The 14,376-nt window shown below is 69.3% G+C and carries 11 protein-coding genes and 1 pseudogene; 10 read left to right on the forward strand and 2 right to left on the reverse strand.

Translation table 11 applies throughout. The features are described from left to right. Positions 1 to 165 precede the first annotated feature (165 nt). Positions 166 to 1,398, reverse strand: a complete 1,233-nt coding sequence (locus tag GOHSU_RS00780) for a metal-dependent hydrolase family protein (RefSeq protein WP_005935283.1) — start codon at positions 1,396 to 1,398, stop codon at positions 166 to 168. Between the two features lie 198 nt (positions 1,399 to 1,596). Here GOHSU_RS00780 and pheS point away from each other — a divergent pair, with 198 nt between their 5' ends. Both pheS and pheT read left to right on the forward strand, forming a co-directional pair. Next, positions 1,597 to 2,649 carry a phenylalanine--tRNA ligase subunit alpha gene (pheS, locus tag GOHSU_RS00785; protein ID WP_005935285.1) on the forward strand — a complete coding sequence of 351 codons (1,053 nt, stop codon included), beginning with the start codon at positions 1,597 to 1,599 and terminating at the stop codon, positions 2,647 to 2,649. Positions 2,650 to 2,726: 77 nt separating this feature from the next. Further along, positions 2,727 to 5,219 (forward strand): phenylalanine--tRNA ligase subunit beta, encoded by a 2,493-nt coding sequence (gene pheT, locus GOHSU_RS00790; RefSeq protein WP_005935287.1) that lies wholly within the window; start codon positions 2,727 to 2,729, stop codon positions 5,217 to 5,219. Positions 5,220 to 5,348: 129 nt separating this feature from the next. Here pheT and GOHSU_RS00795 read toward each other — a convergent pair whose 3' ends face one another. Further along, complete coding sequence (locus GOHSU_RS00795; RefSeq protein ID WP_005935289.1) at positions 5,349 to 5,624, reverse strand: amphi-Trp domain-containing protein; 276 nt, start codon at positions 5,622 to 5,624, stop codon at positions 5,349 to 5,351. A 125-nt stretch (positions 5,625 to 5,749) separates the two neighbouring features. On the opposite strand from GOHSU_RS00795, the gene GOHSU_RS00800 reads away from it, so the two are divergent. The 8 genes and pseudogenes from GOHSU_RS00800 (at position 5,750) to argH (ending at position 14,374) form a co-directional block, all read left to right on the forward strand. Then, positions 5,750 to 6,895, forward strand: a complete 1,146-nt coding sequence (locus tag GOHSU_RS00800) for a metallophosphoesterase (RefSeq protein ID WP_024332672.1) — start codon at positions 5,750 to 5,752, stop codon at positions 6,893 to 6,895. A gap of 63 nt (positions 6,896 to 6,958) precedes the next feature. Continuing rightward, positions 6,959 to 7,996, forward strand: a complete 1,038-nt coding sequence (gene argC, locus GOHSU_RS00805; RefSeq protein WP_024332673.1) for an N-acetyl-gamma-glutamyl-phosphate reductase — start codon at positions 6,959 to 6,961, stop codon at positions 7,994 to 7,996. Between the two features lie 53 nt (positions 7,997 to 8,049). Next, complete coding sequence (argJ, locus tag GOHSU_RS00810) at positions 8,050 to 9,261, forward strand: bifunctional glutamate N-acetyltransferase/amino-acid acetyltransferase ArgJ (RefSeq protein ID WP_051139500.1); 1,212 nt, start codon at positions 8,050 to 8,052, stop codon at positions 9,259 to 9,261. A gap of 116 nt (positions 9,262 to 9,377) precedes the next feature. Next, positions 9,378 to 10,010: pseudogene (gene argB / locus GOHSU_RS00815) on the forward strand (acetylglutamate kinase); the annotation flags it as partial. A 152-nt stretch (positions 10,011 to 10,162) separates the two neighbouring features. After that, positions 10,163 to 11,371, forward strand: coding sequence for an acetylornithine transaminase (locus GOHSU_RS00820; protein ID WP_005935300.1), 1,209 nt, complete (start codon positions 10,163 to 10,165; stop codon positions 11,369 to 11,371). Beyond that, entirely contained in the window at positions 11,371 to 12,294 is a 924-nt protein-coding gene (gene argF, locus GOHSU_RS00825; protein WP_005935302.1) for an ornithine carbamoyltransferase, read from the forward strand. The genes GOHSU_RS00820 and argF overlap by 1 nt, the downstream gene beginning before the upstream one ends. An 8-nt stretch (positions 12,295 to 12,302) precedes the next feature. After that, a complete protein-coding gene (locus tag GOHSU_RS00830; RefSeq protein ID WP_005935304.1) occupies positions 12,303 to 12,830 on the forward strand; it encodes an arginine repressor in 528 nt (175 codons plus the stop codon). A gap of 89 nt (positions 12,831 to 12,919) precedes the next feature. Then, positions 12,920 to 14,374: an argininosuccinate lyase gene (gene argH / locus GOHSU_RS00835; RefSeq protein WP_005935306.1), complete on the forward strand. Its 1,455-nt coding sequence runs from the start codon at positions 12,920 to 12,922 to the stop codon at positions 14,372 to 14,374. Positions 14,375 to 14,376 lie beyond the last annotated feature (2 nt).

A 14,376-nucleotide genomic window follows, 5' to 3' on the forward strand; every position in this document is an offset into this window, starting at 1 on the left:
TGCTCCTTGCTGTGTGGGGGATTGCCCGCTGAACTTACCGCCCGAAAGCGATCACCGGGATCTCCGGGCCGTCTGGCATGAGGATGAACGCCACGCGGACGCCCGGGAGATCCCGGCGATGCGGGGATCGGACGGCGACGATCGGCGCCGGTGAGCAGGGGCCGATCAGACGGTGAAACCGCCGCGATTGCTCTTGGTGGCGCCTTCCTTGAGGACCAGCAGGATGTTGTCGTTGTCGCCGACCAGATCGGCGTCGGCGCTCGGGTCGCCCTTGACCACGACGACGTCGGCCAGCTTGCCGGCCTCCAGGGTTCCCAGCTTGTCGTCGACCCCGCACAACTCGGCCGAGACCTTGGTGCCGGCCGAGATCGCCTGCAGCGGGGTCATCCCGCCGTACTTGACCAGCAGACCCACCTCGCCCAGGTTGGTGCCGTGGTCGGGAACCAGACCGGCGTCGGTTCCGGTGGCGATCTTGATGCCTGCCTTGACGGACTTGGCGATCGACTCCTGCGCCATCGCATGCCACTTCGCGCTCTTGGCCACGGCCTGCGGGGTGGCAGTGTCCGGGTGCAGGGTCTCCAGCAGAGTCGGCACCAGGAACTGACCGTTCTTCACCATCTCCTGGCGCAGCTCATCGGTGAGGGCGTAACCGTGCTCGATACTGCGCACGCCGCCGCGGACGGCCGCGGTGATGCCCTTCAGGCCGATCGCGTGGGCGGCCACCGGGCGACCGCCGTAGGCCTGGCCCTCTTCGACGATCGCTTCGACGAGTTCCTCGCGCGCGCCCAGGTAGTCGGGCTGATCGTTGATCGAGGTGACACCGCCGGATGAGGCGACCTTGATCACGTCGACGCCCTCGCGGGCGAGTTTGCGGGCCTCGAGGCGGGCCTCGTCCACACTGTCGACCAACACGCCGCCGACCAGTTCGGTACCGCTGAGACCCGACGGGATATGGAAGTCGGCGTGGCCGCCGGTCTGGCTGAGCATCTTGTCGGCGACGAGCAGTCGCGGGCCTTCGATCAGGCCGTGTTCGACCGCATCGCGCACACCCACGTCGACGCCCATCAAATCGCGCACGGTGGTGACGCCTGCTTCCAGGGTCACCTTCAGTCGCTCGATCAACTGGAAGTAGCGGTACGACGGCGGGACCATCGCGGCCATCACCGGTGACCCCTTGGTGCCCGGCAGTGACAGATGCACGTGCACGTCGAAGAAACCGGGGCAGATGGTGTTGCCGCCCAGATCCACGCGGACCGCGTCGTCACCGGGGGACGGGGCGCCGGCGGCGGGTCCGGCGTAGGTGATGGTCGTATCGTCGATCACCAGTACCGCGTCGGCGACGGGCTCTCCTCCGTTTCCGTCGATCAGGCGGGCGTTGTGCAAGACGGTCGTGGTCATGATCTGTATATATACCTGCACCGCCGGCTGGCGGGAGGCAACCTGCGGTGACGTGCCCGGGTTTTCGGAGCATCGTGGCGCCAGTGGTCTCCCGTGGGCGCGGTTCGAGCCGGGTGCGGAACCGGCCCGGGGCCGCACCCCACAGCAGGTCGACTAACCTTCAAAGCGATATTCCCCAAGCCTCGAGGAGTCGCGCCGGTGCCTGGCGATGAAGCTGAGATCACTTTCCCGTCCGCCGCGGAACTGGATGCGGCCGTGGCCGCGGCCATCGCAGCCTTCGACGCGGCCGCAGACCTGGAGGCCTTGAGTGAGGCCAAGATCGCGCATGTGGGGGACCGTTCGCCGATCGCACTGGCCCGCCGCGCGCTGGGCTCGCTGCCCAAACAGGACCGTTCGACCGCCGGCAAGCAGGTCAATGAGGTCCGCGGCCGTGTCACCGCCGCACTGGAGGAGCGCAGCGCCGAGCTGACCGCGCAGCGCGATGCCGCCGTGCTGATGTCGGAGACCATCGACGTGACGCTGCCGGTGCAGCGCCGCCGTCCCGGCGCCCGGCATCCGATCACGGTCATCGCCGAGCAGGTGGCCGATGTGTTCATCGCGATGGGCTGGGAGATCGCCGACGGTCCCGAGGTCGAGACCGAACACCACAACTTCGACGCCCTCAACTTCTTGCCCGACCATCCGGCGCGGTCGATGCAGGACACCTTCTACATCGCGCCCGAGGGCTCGCGGCAGGTGCTGCGTACGCACACCTCGCCGGTGCAGGTGCGCTCGATGCTCGACCGAGAGCTGCCGATCTACGTCGCCTGCCCGGGACGTACCTTCCGCACCGACGAACTCGACGCCACCCACACACCCGTCTTCCACCAGATCGAAGGCCTGGCCATCGACAAGGGACTGACCCTGGCGAACCTGCGCGGCACCCTGGAGACCTTCGCCAAGGCGCTGTTCGGTCCGGAGACCACCACGCGCATGCGGGCCAGCTACTTCCCGTTCACCGAGCCGTCGGCCGAGGTCGACGTCTGGTTCCCGGCCAAGAAGGGCGGCCCCGGCTGGGTGGAATGGGGCGGCTGCGGCATGGTCAACCCGAATGTGCTGCGCGCCAACGGCATCGACCCGGAGGTGTACACCGGCTTCGCCTTCGGCATGGGTCTGGAGCGCACCCTGCAGTTCCGCAACGACCTGCCCGATATGCGCGACATGGTGGAGGGCGACGTGCGTTTCACCCTGCCCTTCGGCGCCGCGCTCTAACCGGCCTGCCCCGCGCGTCGACACCGCTGCCCATCCGCCACCAATCCACCCCCGCACCCACGTGAAAGAAGTTCCCCGTGCGCCTCTCCCAGTCCTGGCTGACCGAAGCTCTGCAAGCCGGATCCCCCGGCTGGTCGGCATCGACCGACGACATCGATGCCGGCTTCGTCCGGGTCGGCTTCGAGATCGAGGACGTCGAACCGTTCCCGGTGACCACCGGTCCGCTGGTGATCGGCCGCGTCACCGAGATCGAAGAGCTCACCGAGTTCAAAAAGCCGATCCGGTTCTGCCTGGTCGACGTCGGGAACGACGACGGCGCACCCCAGGAGATCGTCTGTGGCGCCCGGAACTTCTCCGTCGGTGACCTGGTGGTCGTGGCGCTGCCCGGGGCCGTACTGCCCGGCGATTTCCAGATCGGTGCGCGCAAGACCTACGGGAAGATGTCGGCGGGCATGATCTGCTCGGTGTCTGAACTGGGCATCGGCTCCGACCACACCGGCATCCTCGTGCTGGCGCCGGGCACCGGCGAGCCAGGGGAGAGCGCCTACCCGGTTCTGGGTCTGGACGATGTGGCCATCGACGTCAACGTGACCCCCGATCGCGGCTACGCCTTCTCCATGCGCGGTCTGGGCCGGGAACTGGCCAGCGCCTTCGCCCTGTCCTATGAGGATCCCGCGCAGACCGTCGGGGAGCCGGCCGCTGAGAAGGGCCGGTCGTGGCCGGTGCGGCTGGACGACGACGGCGGCGCAGCGCGCTACACCGCGCGGCTGATCGAGAGTGTCGACCCGACCGCGGTCAGCCCGTGGTGGATGGCCAAACGACTCATGGTCGCCGGTATCCGGCCGATCTCGGCGATCGTGGACGTCACCAACTACGTGATGATCGAACTCGGCCAGCCGCTGCACGCTTTCGACGCCGACAAGCTGACCGGCACGGTCGTCGTGCGCGCGGCCCGCGCGGGCGAGACGCTGGAGACGCTCGACGGGGTGGTCCGCACCCTCGACCCCGAGGATGTGGTGATCGCCGACGATTCGGGCCCGATCGCCCTGGCTGGGGTGATGGGCGGGGCCGCCACCGAGGTCACGGCCGCCACGACCCGGGTGCTGCTGGAGTCGGCGAACTTCGATCAGGTGCGCGTGTTCCGGACCGGGAAACGGCACAAACTGAGTTCGGAGGCGGCCAAGCGGTTCGAGCGGTTGGTGGATCGTGAGGTCACCGCGGTGGCCTCCGATCGGGCTGCGCAGCTGATCACCGAGGTCGCCGGCGGCCGTGTGGTGGGTCAGCTGACCGATGTGCGGGCCGCACAGCCCCCTGCCGAGCCCATCGTCATCGCGGCCGACCTGCCCGACCGCATCGCCGGTGTGCGTTACCCGGCCGGTACCACCGAAGCGCGGCTGCGTGAAGTCGGCTGCGCCGTCGACGGGGCCACCGGCGCGGACGGCATGCTGGCGGTGACGCCGCCGTCCTGGCGCCCGGACCTGAAGCTGCCAGCCGATCTGGTCGAAGAAGTGGTGCGGCTGGAAGGCCTCGAGGACATTCCGGCGGTGGTGCCCAGTGCACCCGGCGGCACCGGGCTGACGCCTCGTCAGCGGCGCCGCCGCGCGGTCGGCGTCGCGATGGCCACCGACGGCTTCGTCGAGGTGCTGCCGTACCCGTTCATGCCGGCCGGCGTGTTCGACACCTGGGGTCTGGACGCGGACGATCCGCGTCGGCGGACCGTCAAGGTCCTCAACCCGCTGGAGAACGACAGGCCTGAGCTGAACACCACCTTGCTGCCGGGGCTGCTGGAGATGACGGCACGCAATCTGGCGCGCGGCAACCGGGATCTGGCACTGTACGCGATCGGTCAGGTGGTCCTCGGCGGTGAGCAGGGCCCGACGGTCGGCGCCCTGGACGTGAGCCGTCGTCCCACGGCCGAGGAACAGGCCGCCCTGGACGATTCGCTGCCTGCGCAGCCGGTGCACCTCGCGGCGGTCCTGACCGGGCTGCGCGATCCGGCGGGGCCGGCTGGTCCCGGCCGGCCCGCCGATGCCTACGACGCCTTCGCCGCCGCTCGCACCGTTGCGGCGGCGGCCGGGGTAGAGCTGGCGCTGGTCGCCGACCAGCAGCTGCCGTGGCATCCGGGTCGCTGCGCCCGCCTCGAGGTCGGCGGAATCCCCGTCGGTTATGCCGGCGAACTGCATCCGGCGGTCCTGGAGCGGGCGGAGCTGCCGCCACGACTGTGCGCGCTGGAGATCGACCTGGACCAGATCCCACTGCGCACGGTGCTGCCGTCACCGCAGATCTCGCCGTTCCCGGCGGTGCTGCAGGATGTGAACGTCGTCGTGTCCGAGGAGGTTCCGGCCCAGCAGGTACAGAACGCACTGGCCGCGGGCGCCGGCGAACTGCTCGAATCGATCACGCTGTTCGACGTGTTCACCGGTGAACAGGTGGGCGAGGGCAACAAATCGCTGACCTTCGCGCTGACCTTCCGGGCACCCGATCGCACACTGACCGAAGACGAGGCGAGCGCGGCGAAGCTGACGGCGGTCGAACACGCCGGCAGCGTCGTGGGGGCTCGCCTGCGCTGAACCGGGCTGCGCTGAACCGGGCTGCGCTGAACCGGGCTGCACTGAACCGGTCTGCACTGAACCGGGCTACGGTGCCGGCCTGCGGTGCCGGGCTCCGGTCCTGCCGGGCTACGGCACCGGCTGTGCGGATCAGCCGATGCGAAGCTGCCCCGGTCCGGCGGTATCGCCTTCGCGCCACTCGATCTCGATCTCCAGCTCGAGCTTGGGACCGCGGCGACGCTTGGGTTCGCGAGTCACCTCGACGTCGACCTTGACGTTGGCCGGCAGGTCCAGCGAGACGTTCTCGGTGCCCACCGACAGATCCACCCGGCCCTCCCGGATGCGGCCGGCGAGGGTCTCCAGCAGGGTGGCCACGCCGTCCAGGCTCATGGTCTGGGAAGTCTTCAACAGTTTCTCGCTGGGCATCGGAGAGCTCCTCATCAGTGCGGGAACGGCGAGTATTGCCGGGAAGGCACGTCGTCTATATTCCCATTGTCGGAAATGCTGCCTGCGTTCCACAGTACCGGGGAGGTCGGAGCCGGTTGATGTATCTGATCGCCGCAACGGTCGCGGCCGCGCTGGTGGTGCTGATCACCTACTGGCTCCATCGTCGCCTCGTGGTGGCTCCGGGGCTCCGCGGCCGCTGGGCGATGGCCGCCGACACCGTCCTGGTGCTCGGCGCGCTCGCCGGGGTGGGGGCCTTTCTCACCGCCTCGGGGATGCTGGACCCGGCGTGGGCGCGTCCGCTCGGTTTCATCGGATTCACCTGGTGGGCGGTGGTGTTCTATCTGATTCTCGGGGCCGGGCTGATCGCACTGGTGTCCCTGCTGATCCGGCTGGTGGCGCGCATGACCGGTCGCCCGCGCCTGGCCCGGCCGCAGCGCTGGCTGCAGATCGCCACCGCTGCGCTGGTGGTGGTGACGGCGATCCTGGTCGGCTCCGGACTGGTGGCGGCCGGGCGACCACAGGTCAGCGAATCCGCCGTCGTCGTTCCGCGGCTGCCGCAGCAGTTCGACGGGCTGCGTATCGCGGTGGTGACCGACCTGCATGTCGGCCCGGCCCGCGGCGCCGGGTACACCCGGCGGGTGGTCGACCTGGTGAACGGGGCACGACCTGACGTGGTGATCCTGGGCGGGGATCTGGCCGACGGCACCATCGCGCAGATCAGCGCCGATCTCGCGCCGCTACGACGGTTGCGGGCACCGATGGGTGTGTACGGGGTCAGCGGTAACCACGAGTACCTGGTCGAAGACGGTGAATCGTGGCTGGACTTCTGGGAACGGCTCGGCGTTCGGCCGCTGCGCAACGAGCGTGTCGAACTGCATCGAGACGGTGCGACCATCGACCTGGCCGGTGTGCACGACTACACCGCGCCGGTGACGGCCGGAACCGATCCGGCCGCGGCGCTGGACGGCCGCGACGGCGACCGGGCGCTGATCTACGTGGCGCACCAACCGCGCCAGGCCGATGCGGTGCAGGGTCGCGGGGTCGGACTGCAGCTGTCCGGACACACCCATGGCGGCCAGCTGTGGCCGTTCGGTTATGCGGTGGCATTGCAGCAGCCGGTGGTTTCGGGCTTCGGCGAAGTCGGCGATGTGCCGGTATTCGTCTCGCGGGGCGCCGGTTCCTGGGGCCCGCCGGTCCGGGTCGGGGCCGCCCCGGAGATCGCCGTACTGACCCTGCAGGCACCCCGCTGACATCGCGGCGGCACCACCGACCCCCGTCCTGAATTAATTTGCAGTCTGGTGCATAATGATTGCATGACTGTGCGGATTGCGGTGGCCGGTGCCAGTGGCTATGCGGGCGGCGAGATTCTTCGTCTCCTCTGCGGCCACCCGCGCCTGGCCAGTGGTGAACTCGAGATCGGTGCGCTGACGGCGGGCGGTAATGCCGGAACGCGGTTGGGTGAGCATCACAAGAATCTGTTGCCGCTGGCCGATCGGGTGCTGGCCGAGACCACCCCGGAGACCCTGGCCGGGCACGACGTCGTGTTTCTGGGTCTGCCGCACGGGCAGTCCGCCCAGATCGCCAATGCGTTGCCGCCGTCGACCCTGATCATCGACTGCGGTGCCGACTTCCGGCTGCAGGACGGACACGAGTGGGACCGCTACTACGGCGGGGAACACGCGGGCACCTGGCCCTACGGAATGCCTGAGCTGCTGAAGAACCGGGCCGAGCTCGCCGGGGCCAGCCGCATCGCGGTGCCGGGCTGCTATCCGACGGTGTCGATCCTGTCGATCGCACCGGCGATCGCCGCCGGATTGGTGGAACCGCGGGTGCAGGTGGTGGCCCTGTCGGGTGCCTCGGGTGCCGGCCGCGCCCCCAAGGCGAACCTGCTGGCCGCCGAGGTGCTGGGCTCGGCCCGCGCCTACGGCGTCGGGGGTGTGCACCGGCACACCCCGGAGATCATCCAAGCGCTCTCGGCGCTCGCCGGGCAGCCGGTAGAGGTGGCGTTCACGCCGATCCTGGTGCCGATGGCTCGCGGCATCCTGGCCACCGTCACCGCGCCGACCAGCGCGCCGCTGGAGACCATCCGGGAAGCCTATGCACAGGCCTACGCCGATGAGCCGTTCCTGCACCTGCTGCCCGACGGCCAATTCCCCGAGACCGGCGCGGTGGTCGGCAGTAATGCCATCCAGGTCGGACTGGCCGTCGACGAGCGCGCCGGCCTCCTGACCGCCATCGGTGCCGTGGACAACCTCACCAAGGGCACCGGCGGTGCGGCCGTGCAGTCGATGAACCTGGCATTGGGCTGGGGCGAGATCGAAGGACTGACCACCGTGGGAGTGGCCCCGTGACCAGCGACGCCGACACCAACGACGGCCGGCCTGCCGCGACCGTCGAGGAACATCTGGAGCAGTTGTACGGCTCGCGCATGATGCGCCGCCAGGGCGTGACAGCGCCGCTGGGCTTCCGGGCCGCCGGCATCACCATCGGTCTCAAACCGTCCGGTAAGCCCGATCTTGCGCTGGTCTTCAACGAGGGGCCCGATCTGGCCGCCGCCGGTGTCTTCACCCGCAATCAGGTGAAGGCCGCTCCGGTGCTCTGGACTCAGGAGGTCCTCAAGAGCAAGCAGCTGCGTGCGGTGATCCTGAACTCCGGCGGGGCCAACGCCTGCACCGGGCCGGGAGGATTCCAGGACACCCATGCCACCGCCGAAGCCGTCGCGCAGACCCTGTCGAACTGGGGGACGCAGACCGGAGCCGGAGAGGTCGCCGTGTGCTCGACGGGCATCATCGGCGAACGTCTGCCGATGGACAAGATGCTCGCCGGCGCCACCGAGATCGTGCACGAGATGGGCGGGGGTCTGGAAGGCGGGACCGACGCGGCCTGGGCGATCATGACCACCGACACCGTGCCCAAACAGGTCGCCCTGCACCATCCGGGCGGCTGGAACGTCGGCGGGATGGCCAAGGGTGCCGGCATGATGGCGCCGTCCCTGGCCACCATGCTCGTGGTGCTCACCACCGATGCCCGGGTCTCGGCAGACATGCTCGATTTGGCGCTGCGCCGGGCCAGCGCGATGACCTTCGACCGCCTCGACATCGATGGATCGACCTCCACCAACGACACGGTGCTGGTGCTCTCCTCGGGCGCCAGCCAGCTCGAGGTGACCCAGGCTGAACTCGACGCCGCCGTCTTCGCGGTGTGCGACGACCTGTGCTCGCAACTGCAGGCCGATGCCGAAGGCGTCACCAAACGCTGCGCCATCACCGTCACCGGGGCACGCACCGACGACGATGCCCTCGCGGTGGCCCGGTCCATCGCGCGGGACTCGCTGGTCAAGACGGCGCTGTTCGGTTCGGACCCCAACTGGGGCCGAGTGCTGGCCGCTATCGGGATCGCACCGGTGACCATCGACCCAGACACGATAACGGTGAGCTTCAACGGCTCGGTGGTCTGTGAGAACGGCACCGGCGTACCCGGTGCCCGCGAGGTGGACCTGTCCGGAAAGACCATCGAGGTGGTCGCCGATCTGGGTCTGGGCGATGCGCAGGCCACGGTGCGCACCACCGACCTGTCCCACGCCTACGTCGAAGAGAACTCGGCTTACACCACATGAGTCAGACATCCGAACAGATCACCTCGCTGCAGAAGGCGGCGATCCTCGCCGAGTCCCTGCCCGCCCTCCAGGCCCTGCACGGGCGCCGGGTGGTGGTCAAGTACGGCGGCAACGCCATGGTCGACGACGACCTCAAGTCCGCCTTCGCCGCCGATATGGTGCTGCTGCGCGCCTGCGGCATCCACCCGGTCGTGGTGCACGGCGGCGGTCCGCAGATCTCGGCGATGCTCACCCGGCTCGGCCTGGAAGGGGAGTTCCGCGGCGGCTTCCGCGTCACCACCCCCGAAGTGATGGATGTGGCCCGCATGGTCCTCTTCGGTCAGGTCGGCCGGGAACTGGTGGGTCTGATCAATGCCTATGGGCCGTATGCGGTCGGTCTGACCGGCGAAGACGCCAGTCTGCTCACCGCTCGCCGGCGCACGGTGATGGTCGACGGTGAAGCGGTCGACATCGGTCTGGTCGGCGATATCGCCGCGGTCAACACCTCCGCGGTCGACGATCTGATCGCCGCCGGCCGCATCCCGGTGATCTCGACGATCGCCCCCGACAACGACGGTGTGGTGCACAACATCAACGCCGACACCGCGGCCGGGGCGGTCGCGGCCGCCTTGGGCGCCGAGCATCTGGTGATGCTCACCGACGTCGAAGGGCTCTACACCGACTGGCCCGACCGGGGATCACTGGTGGACCTGATCGATGCCGGCGCCGTGCGCGAACTGCTGCCACGCCTTGACTCGGGGATGATTCCGAAGATGGAGGCGTGCCTGCAGGCGGTCGAATCCGGTGTCGGGGCCGCTCACGTGATCGACGGGCGCCGTGCACACTCGGTGCTGGCGGCACTGCTGACCGAATCGGCGATCGGCACCACCGTGCTGGCCGAGGTACCGAACGGAGGAAGCCGGTGACCGCTCCGCTGCAGCAGCGCTGGTCCGCGACGCTGATGAACAATTACGGCACCCCGCCGGTCGCGCTGGTGCGCGGTGAGGGCGCGGTGGTCTACGACGCCGACGGCAAGGAATACCTCGATCTGCTCGGCGGGATCGCCGTCAATGCGCTCGGGCACGCCAATCCCGAGTTGGTGGAGGCGGTGGCACACCAGCTGTCCACCCTCGGGCACGTCTCGAACCTGTACATCTCGCCGGTCGTGGTGCAGCTGGCCGAACGGCTCCTCGGCGCCTTCGGCGCACCGGGCAGGGTGTTCTTCTGCAACTCGGGCACCGAAGCCAACGAGGCCGCCTTCAAACTGGCGCGGCTGACCGGCCGTCCGCAGATCATCGCCGCCGAAGGGGGCTTCCACGGACGCACGATGGGTGCGCTGGCCATGACCGGTCAGCCGGCCAAGCGTGCGCCATTCGAGCCGATGCCGTCCGGGGTGGACTTCGTTCCCTTCGGCGACATCGCCGCGCTGGAGGCGGCCGTCGGCCCGCAGACCGCCGCGGTGATCCTGGAGCCGATCCAGGGGGAGACCGGCGTCGTGGTTCCCGGACCCGACTATCTGGCCGCGGCCCGCCGCATCACCGCCGAACACGGCGCACTGCTGATCCTCGATGAGGTGCAGACCGGTATCGGCCGCACCGGGGCGATGTTCGCCCACCAGCGCGCCGGGGTCGTGCCCGATGTGATGACCCTGGCCAAGGGACTGGGCGGGGGACTGCCGATCGGTGCGGTGATCGCGACCGGTCCGGCCGCCGAACTGTTCGGGCCCGGTCAGCACGGCACCACCTTCGGCGGGAACCCCGCCGCGGCGGCAGCCGCGCTGGCAGTCCTGGACTACATCGACCAGCACGCACTGCTCGACCACGTCGACACGCTGGGCAAGACGCTGGCGGCGGCCATCGAAGACCTGGAACACGAGCAGATCGCTGGGGTGCGCGGTGACGGACTGCTCTTGGGCATCGTCTTGAACTCGCCGATCTCCAAAGAAGCCGAGGCGGCCGCCCGGCGGCACGGTTTCCTGATCAACGCTCCGGATCCGCAGGTGCTGCGGCTGGCACCACCGCTGATCCTGAGTGCGGCACAAGCCGACCGGTTCGTGGCGGCCCTGCCGCTGATCCTCGACGAGGCGACCGCCGCGACCGCTGCCGCTGCGGCAGGGAAGGACGCACCGTGATGACCCGGCATTTTCTGCGCGACGACGATCTGAGCCCGGCCGAACAGGCCGAGGTCCTGGCGCTGGCAGCCCGCTGCAAAGCCGATCCGGTCGGCTGGAAGCCGCTCGCCGGACCGCGGGCGATCGGGGTCATCTTCGACAAGAACTCCACCCGCACACGCTTCTCCTTCGAAGTCGGTATCGCCCAGCTCGGCGGTCACGCGGTGGTGGTCGACGGCAACACGACCCAGATGGGCCGCGACGAGTCGCTAGCCGACACCGGCCGGGTGCTGTCGCGGTTCGTCGACGCCGTCGTCTGGCGCACCTTCGGCCAGGAGCGGCTCGAGGAACTGGCCGAGTTCGCCACCGTCCCGGTGGTCAACGCCCTCTCCGACAGCTTCCACCCGTGCCAGGTGCTCGCCGATCTGCTGACCATCACCGAGCACAAGGGCCCGCCGGCCGGACTGACGATGACCTACCTGGGCGATACCGCCAACAACATGGCGCACTCCCTGGCCCTGGGCGGGGTCACCGCGGGCATGCATGTGCGCTTGAGCGGTCCGGCCGGATTCGATCCGGACCCGCAGGTCCTGGACGCGGTGCGCGTGCGGGCCGCTCAGACCGGCGGCAGCCTCGAGGTGATCGACGACCCGGTCACCGCGGTCGCCGGCGCCGATGTGCTGGTGACCGACACCTGGGTGTCGATGGGGCAGGAGGACGACGGCCTCGACCGAGTCGGCCCGTTCCGTCCGTACCAGATCAACGCCGAACTGCTGGCCCACGCCGACCCGGAGGCGATCGTGCTGCACTGCCTGCCCGCCCACCGCGGAGAGGAGATCACCGATGAGGTGATCGACGGCCCGGCCAGCGTCGTCTTCGACGAGGCCGAGAACCGCTTGCACGCGCAGAAGGCTCTGCTGGCCTGGCTTCTCGAGCAGGAGTGACCGCTGCGATGAGCCGCTCCGACCCCGAAGACGAGGAGTTCGCCGGCGCCGACGGCACCCGTCTGGCGGCCACCCGTGCGGGACGGCTGGCACGGATCATCGAGATCCTCACCGCCCGGCAGGTACGCAGCCAGCTGGAGCTGCGGCAGCTGCTGGCCGCCGAGGGGATCGAAGCCACCCAGGCGACCCTGTCGCGAGACCTGGACGAGCTGGGCGCGGTGAAACTCCGCGGGGCCGATGGCGGCGCCGGCTTCTACGTCGTACCCGAGGACGGTCATCTGCTGCGCGGTATCACCGGCGGCACCGATCGGCTGTCCCGGCTGCTCAGCGATCTGCTGGTCTCGACAGACGCCTCGGGAAACATCGCCGTGCTGCGCACTCCGCCGGGGGCCGCCCAGTACCTGGCCAGCGCCCTGGACCGGGCCAGTCTGGCCGATGTGGTCGGCACCATCGCCGGCGACGACACGGTCTTCGTGCTGGCCCGCGATCCGATGACCGGCGCGCAGCTGGCCGATGAGATCGAAGGACTGGTCTGAGGTGACCCGCCGATCGATCCGGCCCTGCAGGACCGGCTGCCGACCACCGCAAGATCCCACACCCCCCGATACAGGAGCGAACCAGAACGATGGCTGACCCGACGAGCCCAGAACCGACCGGCCAGGATCACCCCGGCGCCACCAACACCGGGGCCCTGTGGGGTGGCCGGTTCGCCGACGGTCCGGCAGAAGCCATGGCCGCACTGAGCAAGTCCACGCATTTCGACTGGGCACTGGCACCGTTCGACATCGCCGCCTCGCAGGCGCATGCGCGCGTGCTGAACCGGGCCGGCCTGCTGACCGACGCTGAACTCCTGGACATGCTCAACGGCTTGGACCGGCTGCTCGACGACGTGGTGGCGGGCACCTTCGTGGCCGCGCCCAGCGACGAGGACGTGCACGGAGCCCTCGAGCGTGGCCTGATCGAGCGGGTCGGCCCGGAACTGGGTGGACGGCTGCGGGCGGGCCGCTCCCGCAACGATCAGGTGGCGACCCTGTTCCGGATGTGGCTTCGCGCCGCCTTGCGCCGGGTCGGCGCCGATGTGCTCGATCTGGCCGCGGCGCTGGTCGGGCAGGCCGCGGCCAACCCCGGTGTGGTGATGCCGGGTAAGACCCATCTGCAGGCCGCCCAGCCGGTACTGCTCGGGCACACGTTGATGGCGCACGCTCAGCCGCTGTTGCGCGATGTGGCCCGCATCGTCGACGCCGACCGCCGCCTGGCGGTCTCCCCGTACGGTTCCGGTGCCCTCGCCGGATCGTCACTGGGGCTGGATCCGGCCGCGATCGCCGCGGATCTGGGCTTCCATAGCGCCGCCGACAACTCGATCGATGCGACCAGCTCGCGGGACTTCGCCGCCGAGGCCGCCTTCGTGCTGGCGATGATCGGGGTGGATATGTCCCGCTTGGGTGAGGACGTCATCCTGTGGAGCACCCCGGAATTCGGGTACGTCACCCTGGCCGATGCGTGGTCGACGGGCAGCTCGATCATGCCGCAGAAGAAGAATCCCGATGTGGCCGAACTGGCGCGCGGCAAGGCCGGACGGCTCATCGGTAATCTGTCGGGTCTGCTGGCCACCCTCAAGGCGCAGCCGCTGGCCTACAACCGGGACCTGCAGGAAGACAAGGAGCCGGTCTTCGACTCGGTGGCTCAGCTGGAACTGGTGCTGCCGGCGATGACCGGCATGATCGCCACGTTGACGTTCCACCCCGAGCGGATGGCAGAACTGGCTCCGGCCGGCTACACCCTGGCCACCGATATCGCCGAATGGCTTGTGCGCCAAGGGATTCCCTTCCGGGTTGCGCACGAGGTCGCCGGTGCTTGCGTCCGGGAAGCCGAAACCGCCGGGGTCGGCCTGGACGAACTGACCGATGCGCAGTTCGCCGCGATCCACCCGGCGCTGACCCCGCAGGTGCGCGAGGTTCTCACCGTGGCCGGCTCCATCGAGTCGCGGAATGCGCTCGGCGGTACCGCGTCGGGACAGGTGCAGCGGCAGATCGACGTCGCAGGGGCCACGATCGAGCAGTTGCGTACCGCACTACAGTGATC

It is taken from the genome of Gordonia hirsuta DSM 44140 = NBRC 16056 (assembly GCF_000333015.1).
Taxonomy (GTDB): Bacteria; Actinomycetota; Actinomycetes; order Mycobacteriales; family Mycobacteriaceae; genus Gordonia; species Gordonia hirsuta.

Excerpts from the sequence above, each read along its gene's own strand:
- argF (WP_005935302.1), top strand. The coding sequence starts at position 11,371 with ATGACCCGGCATTTTCTGCGCGACGACGATCTGAGCCCGGCCGAACAG.
- argH (WP_005935306.1), top strand. The coding sequence starts at position 12,920 with ATGGCTGACCCGACGAGCCCAGAACCGACCGGCCAGGATCACCCCGGC.
- GOHSU_RS00795 (WP_005935289.1), bottom strand. The coding sequence starts at position 5,624 with ATGCCCAGCGAGAAACTGTTGAAGACTTCCCAGACCATGAGCCTGGAC.
- GOHSU_RS00780 (WP_005935283.1), bottom strand. The coding sequence starts at position 1,398 with ATGACCACGACCGTCTTGCACAACGCCCGCCTGATCGACGGAAACGGA.
- argC (WP_024332673.1), top strand. The coding sequence starts at position 6,959 with ATGACTGTGCGGATTGCGGTGGCCGGTGCCAGTGGCTATGCGGGCGGC.
- GOHSU_RS00830 (WP_005935304.1), top strand. The coding sequence starts at position 12,303 with ATGAGCCGCTCCGACCCCGAAGACGAGGAGTTCGCCGGCGCCGACGGC.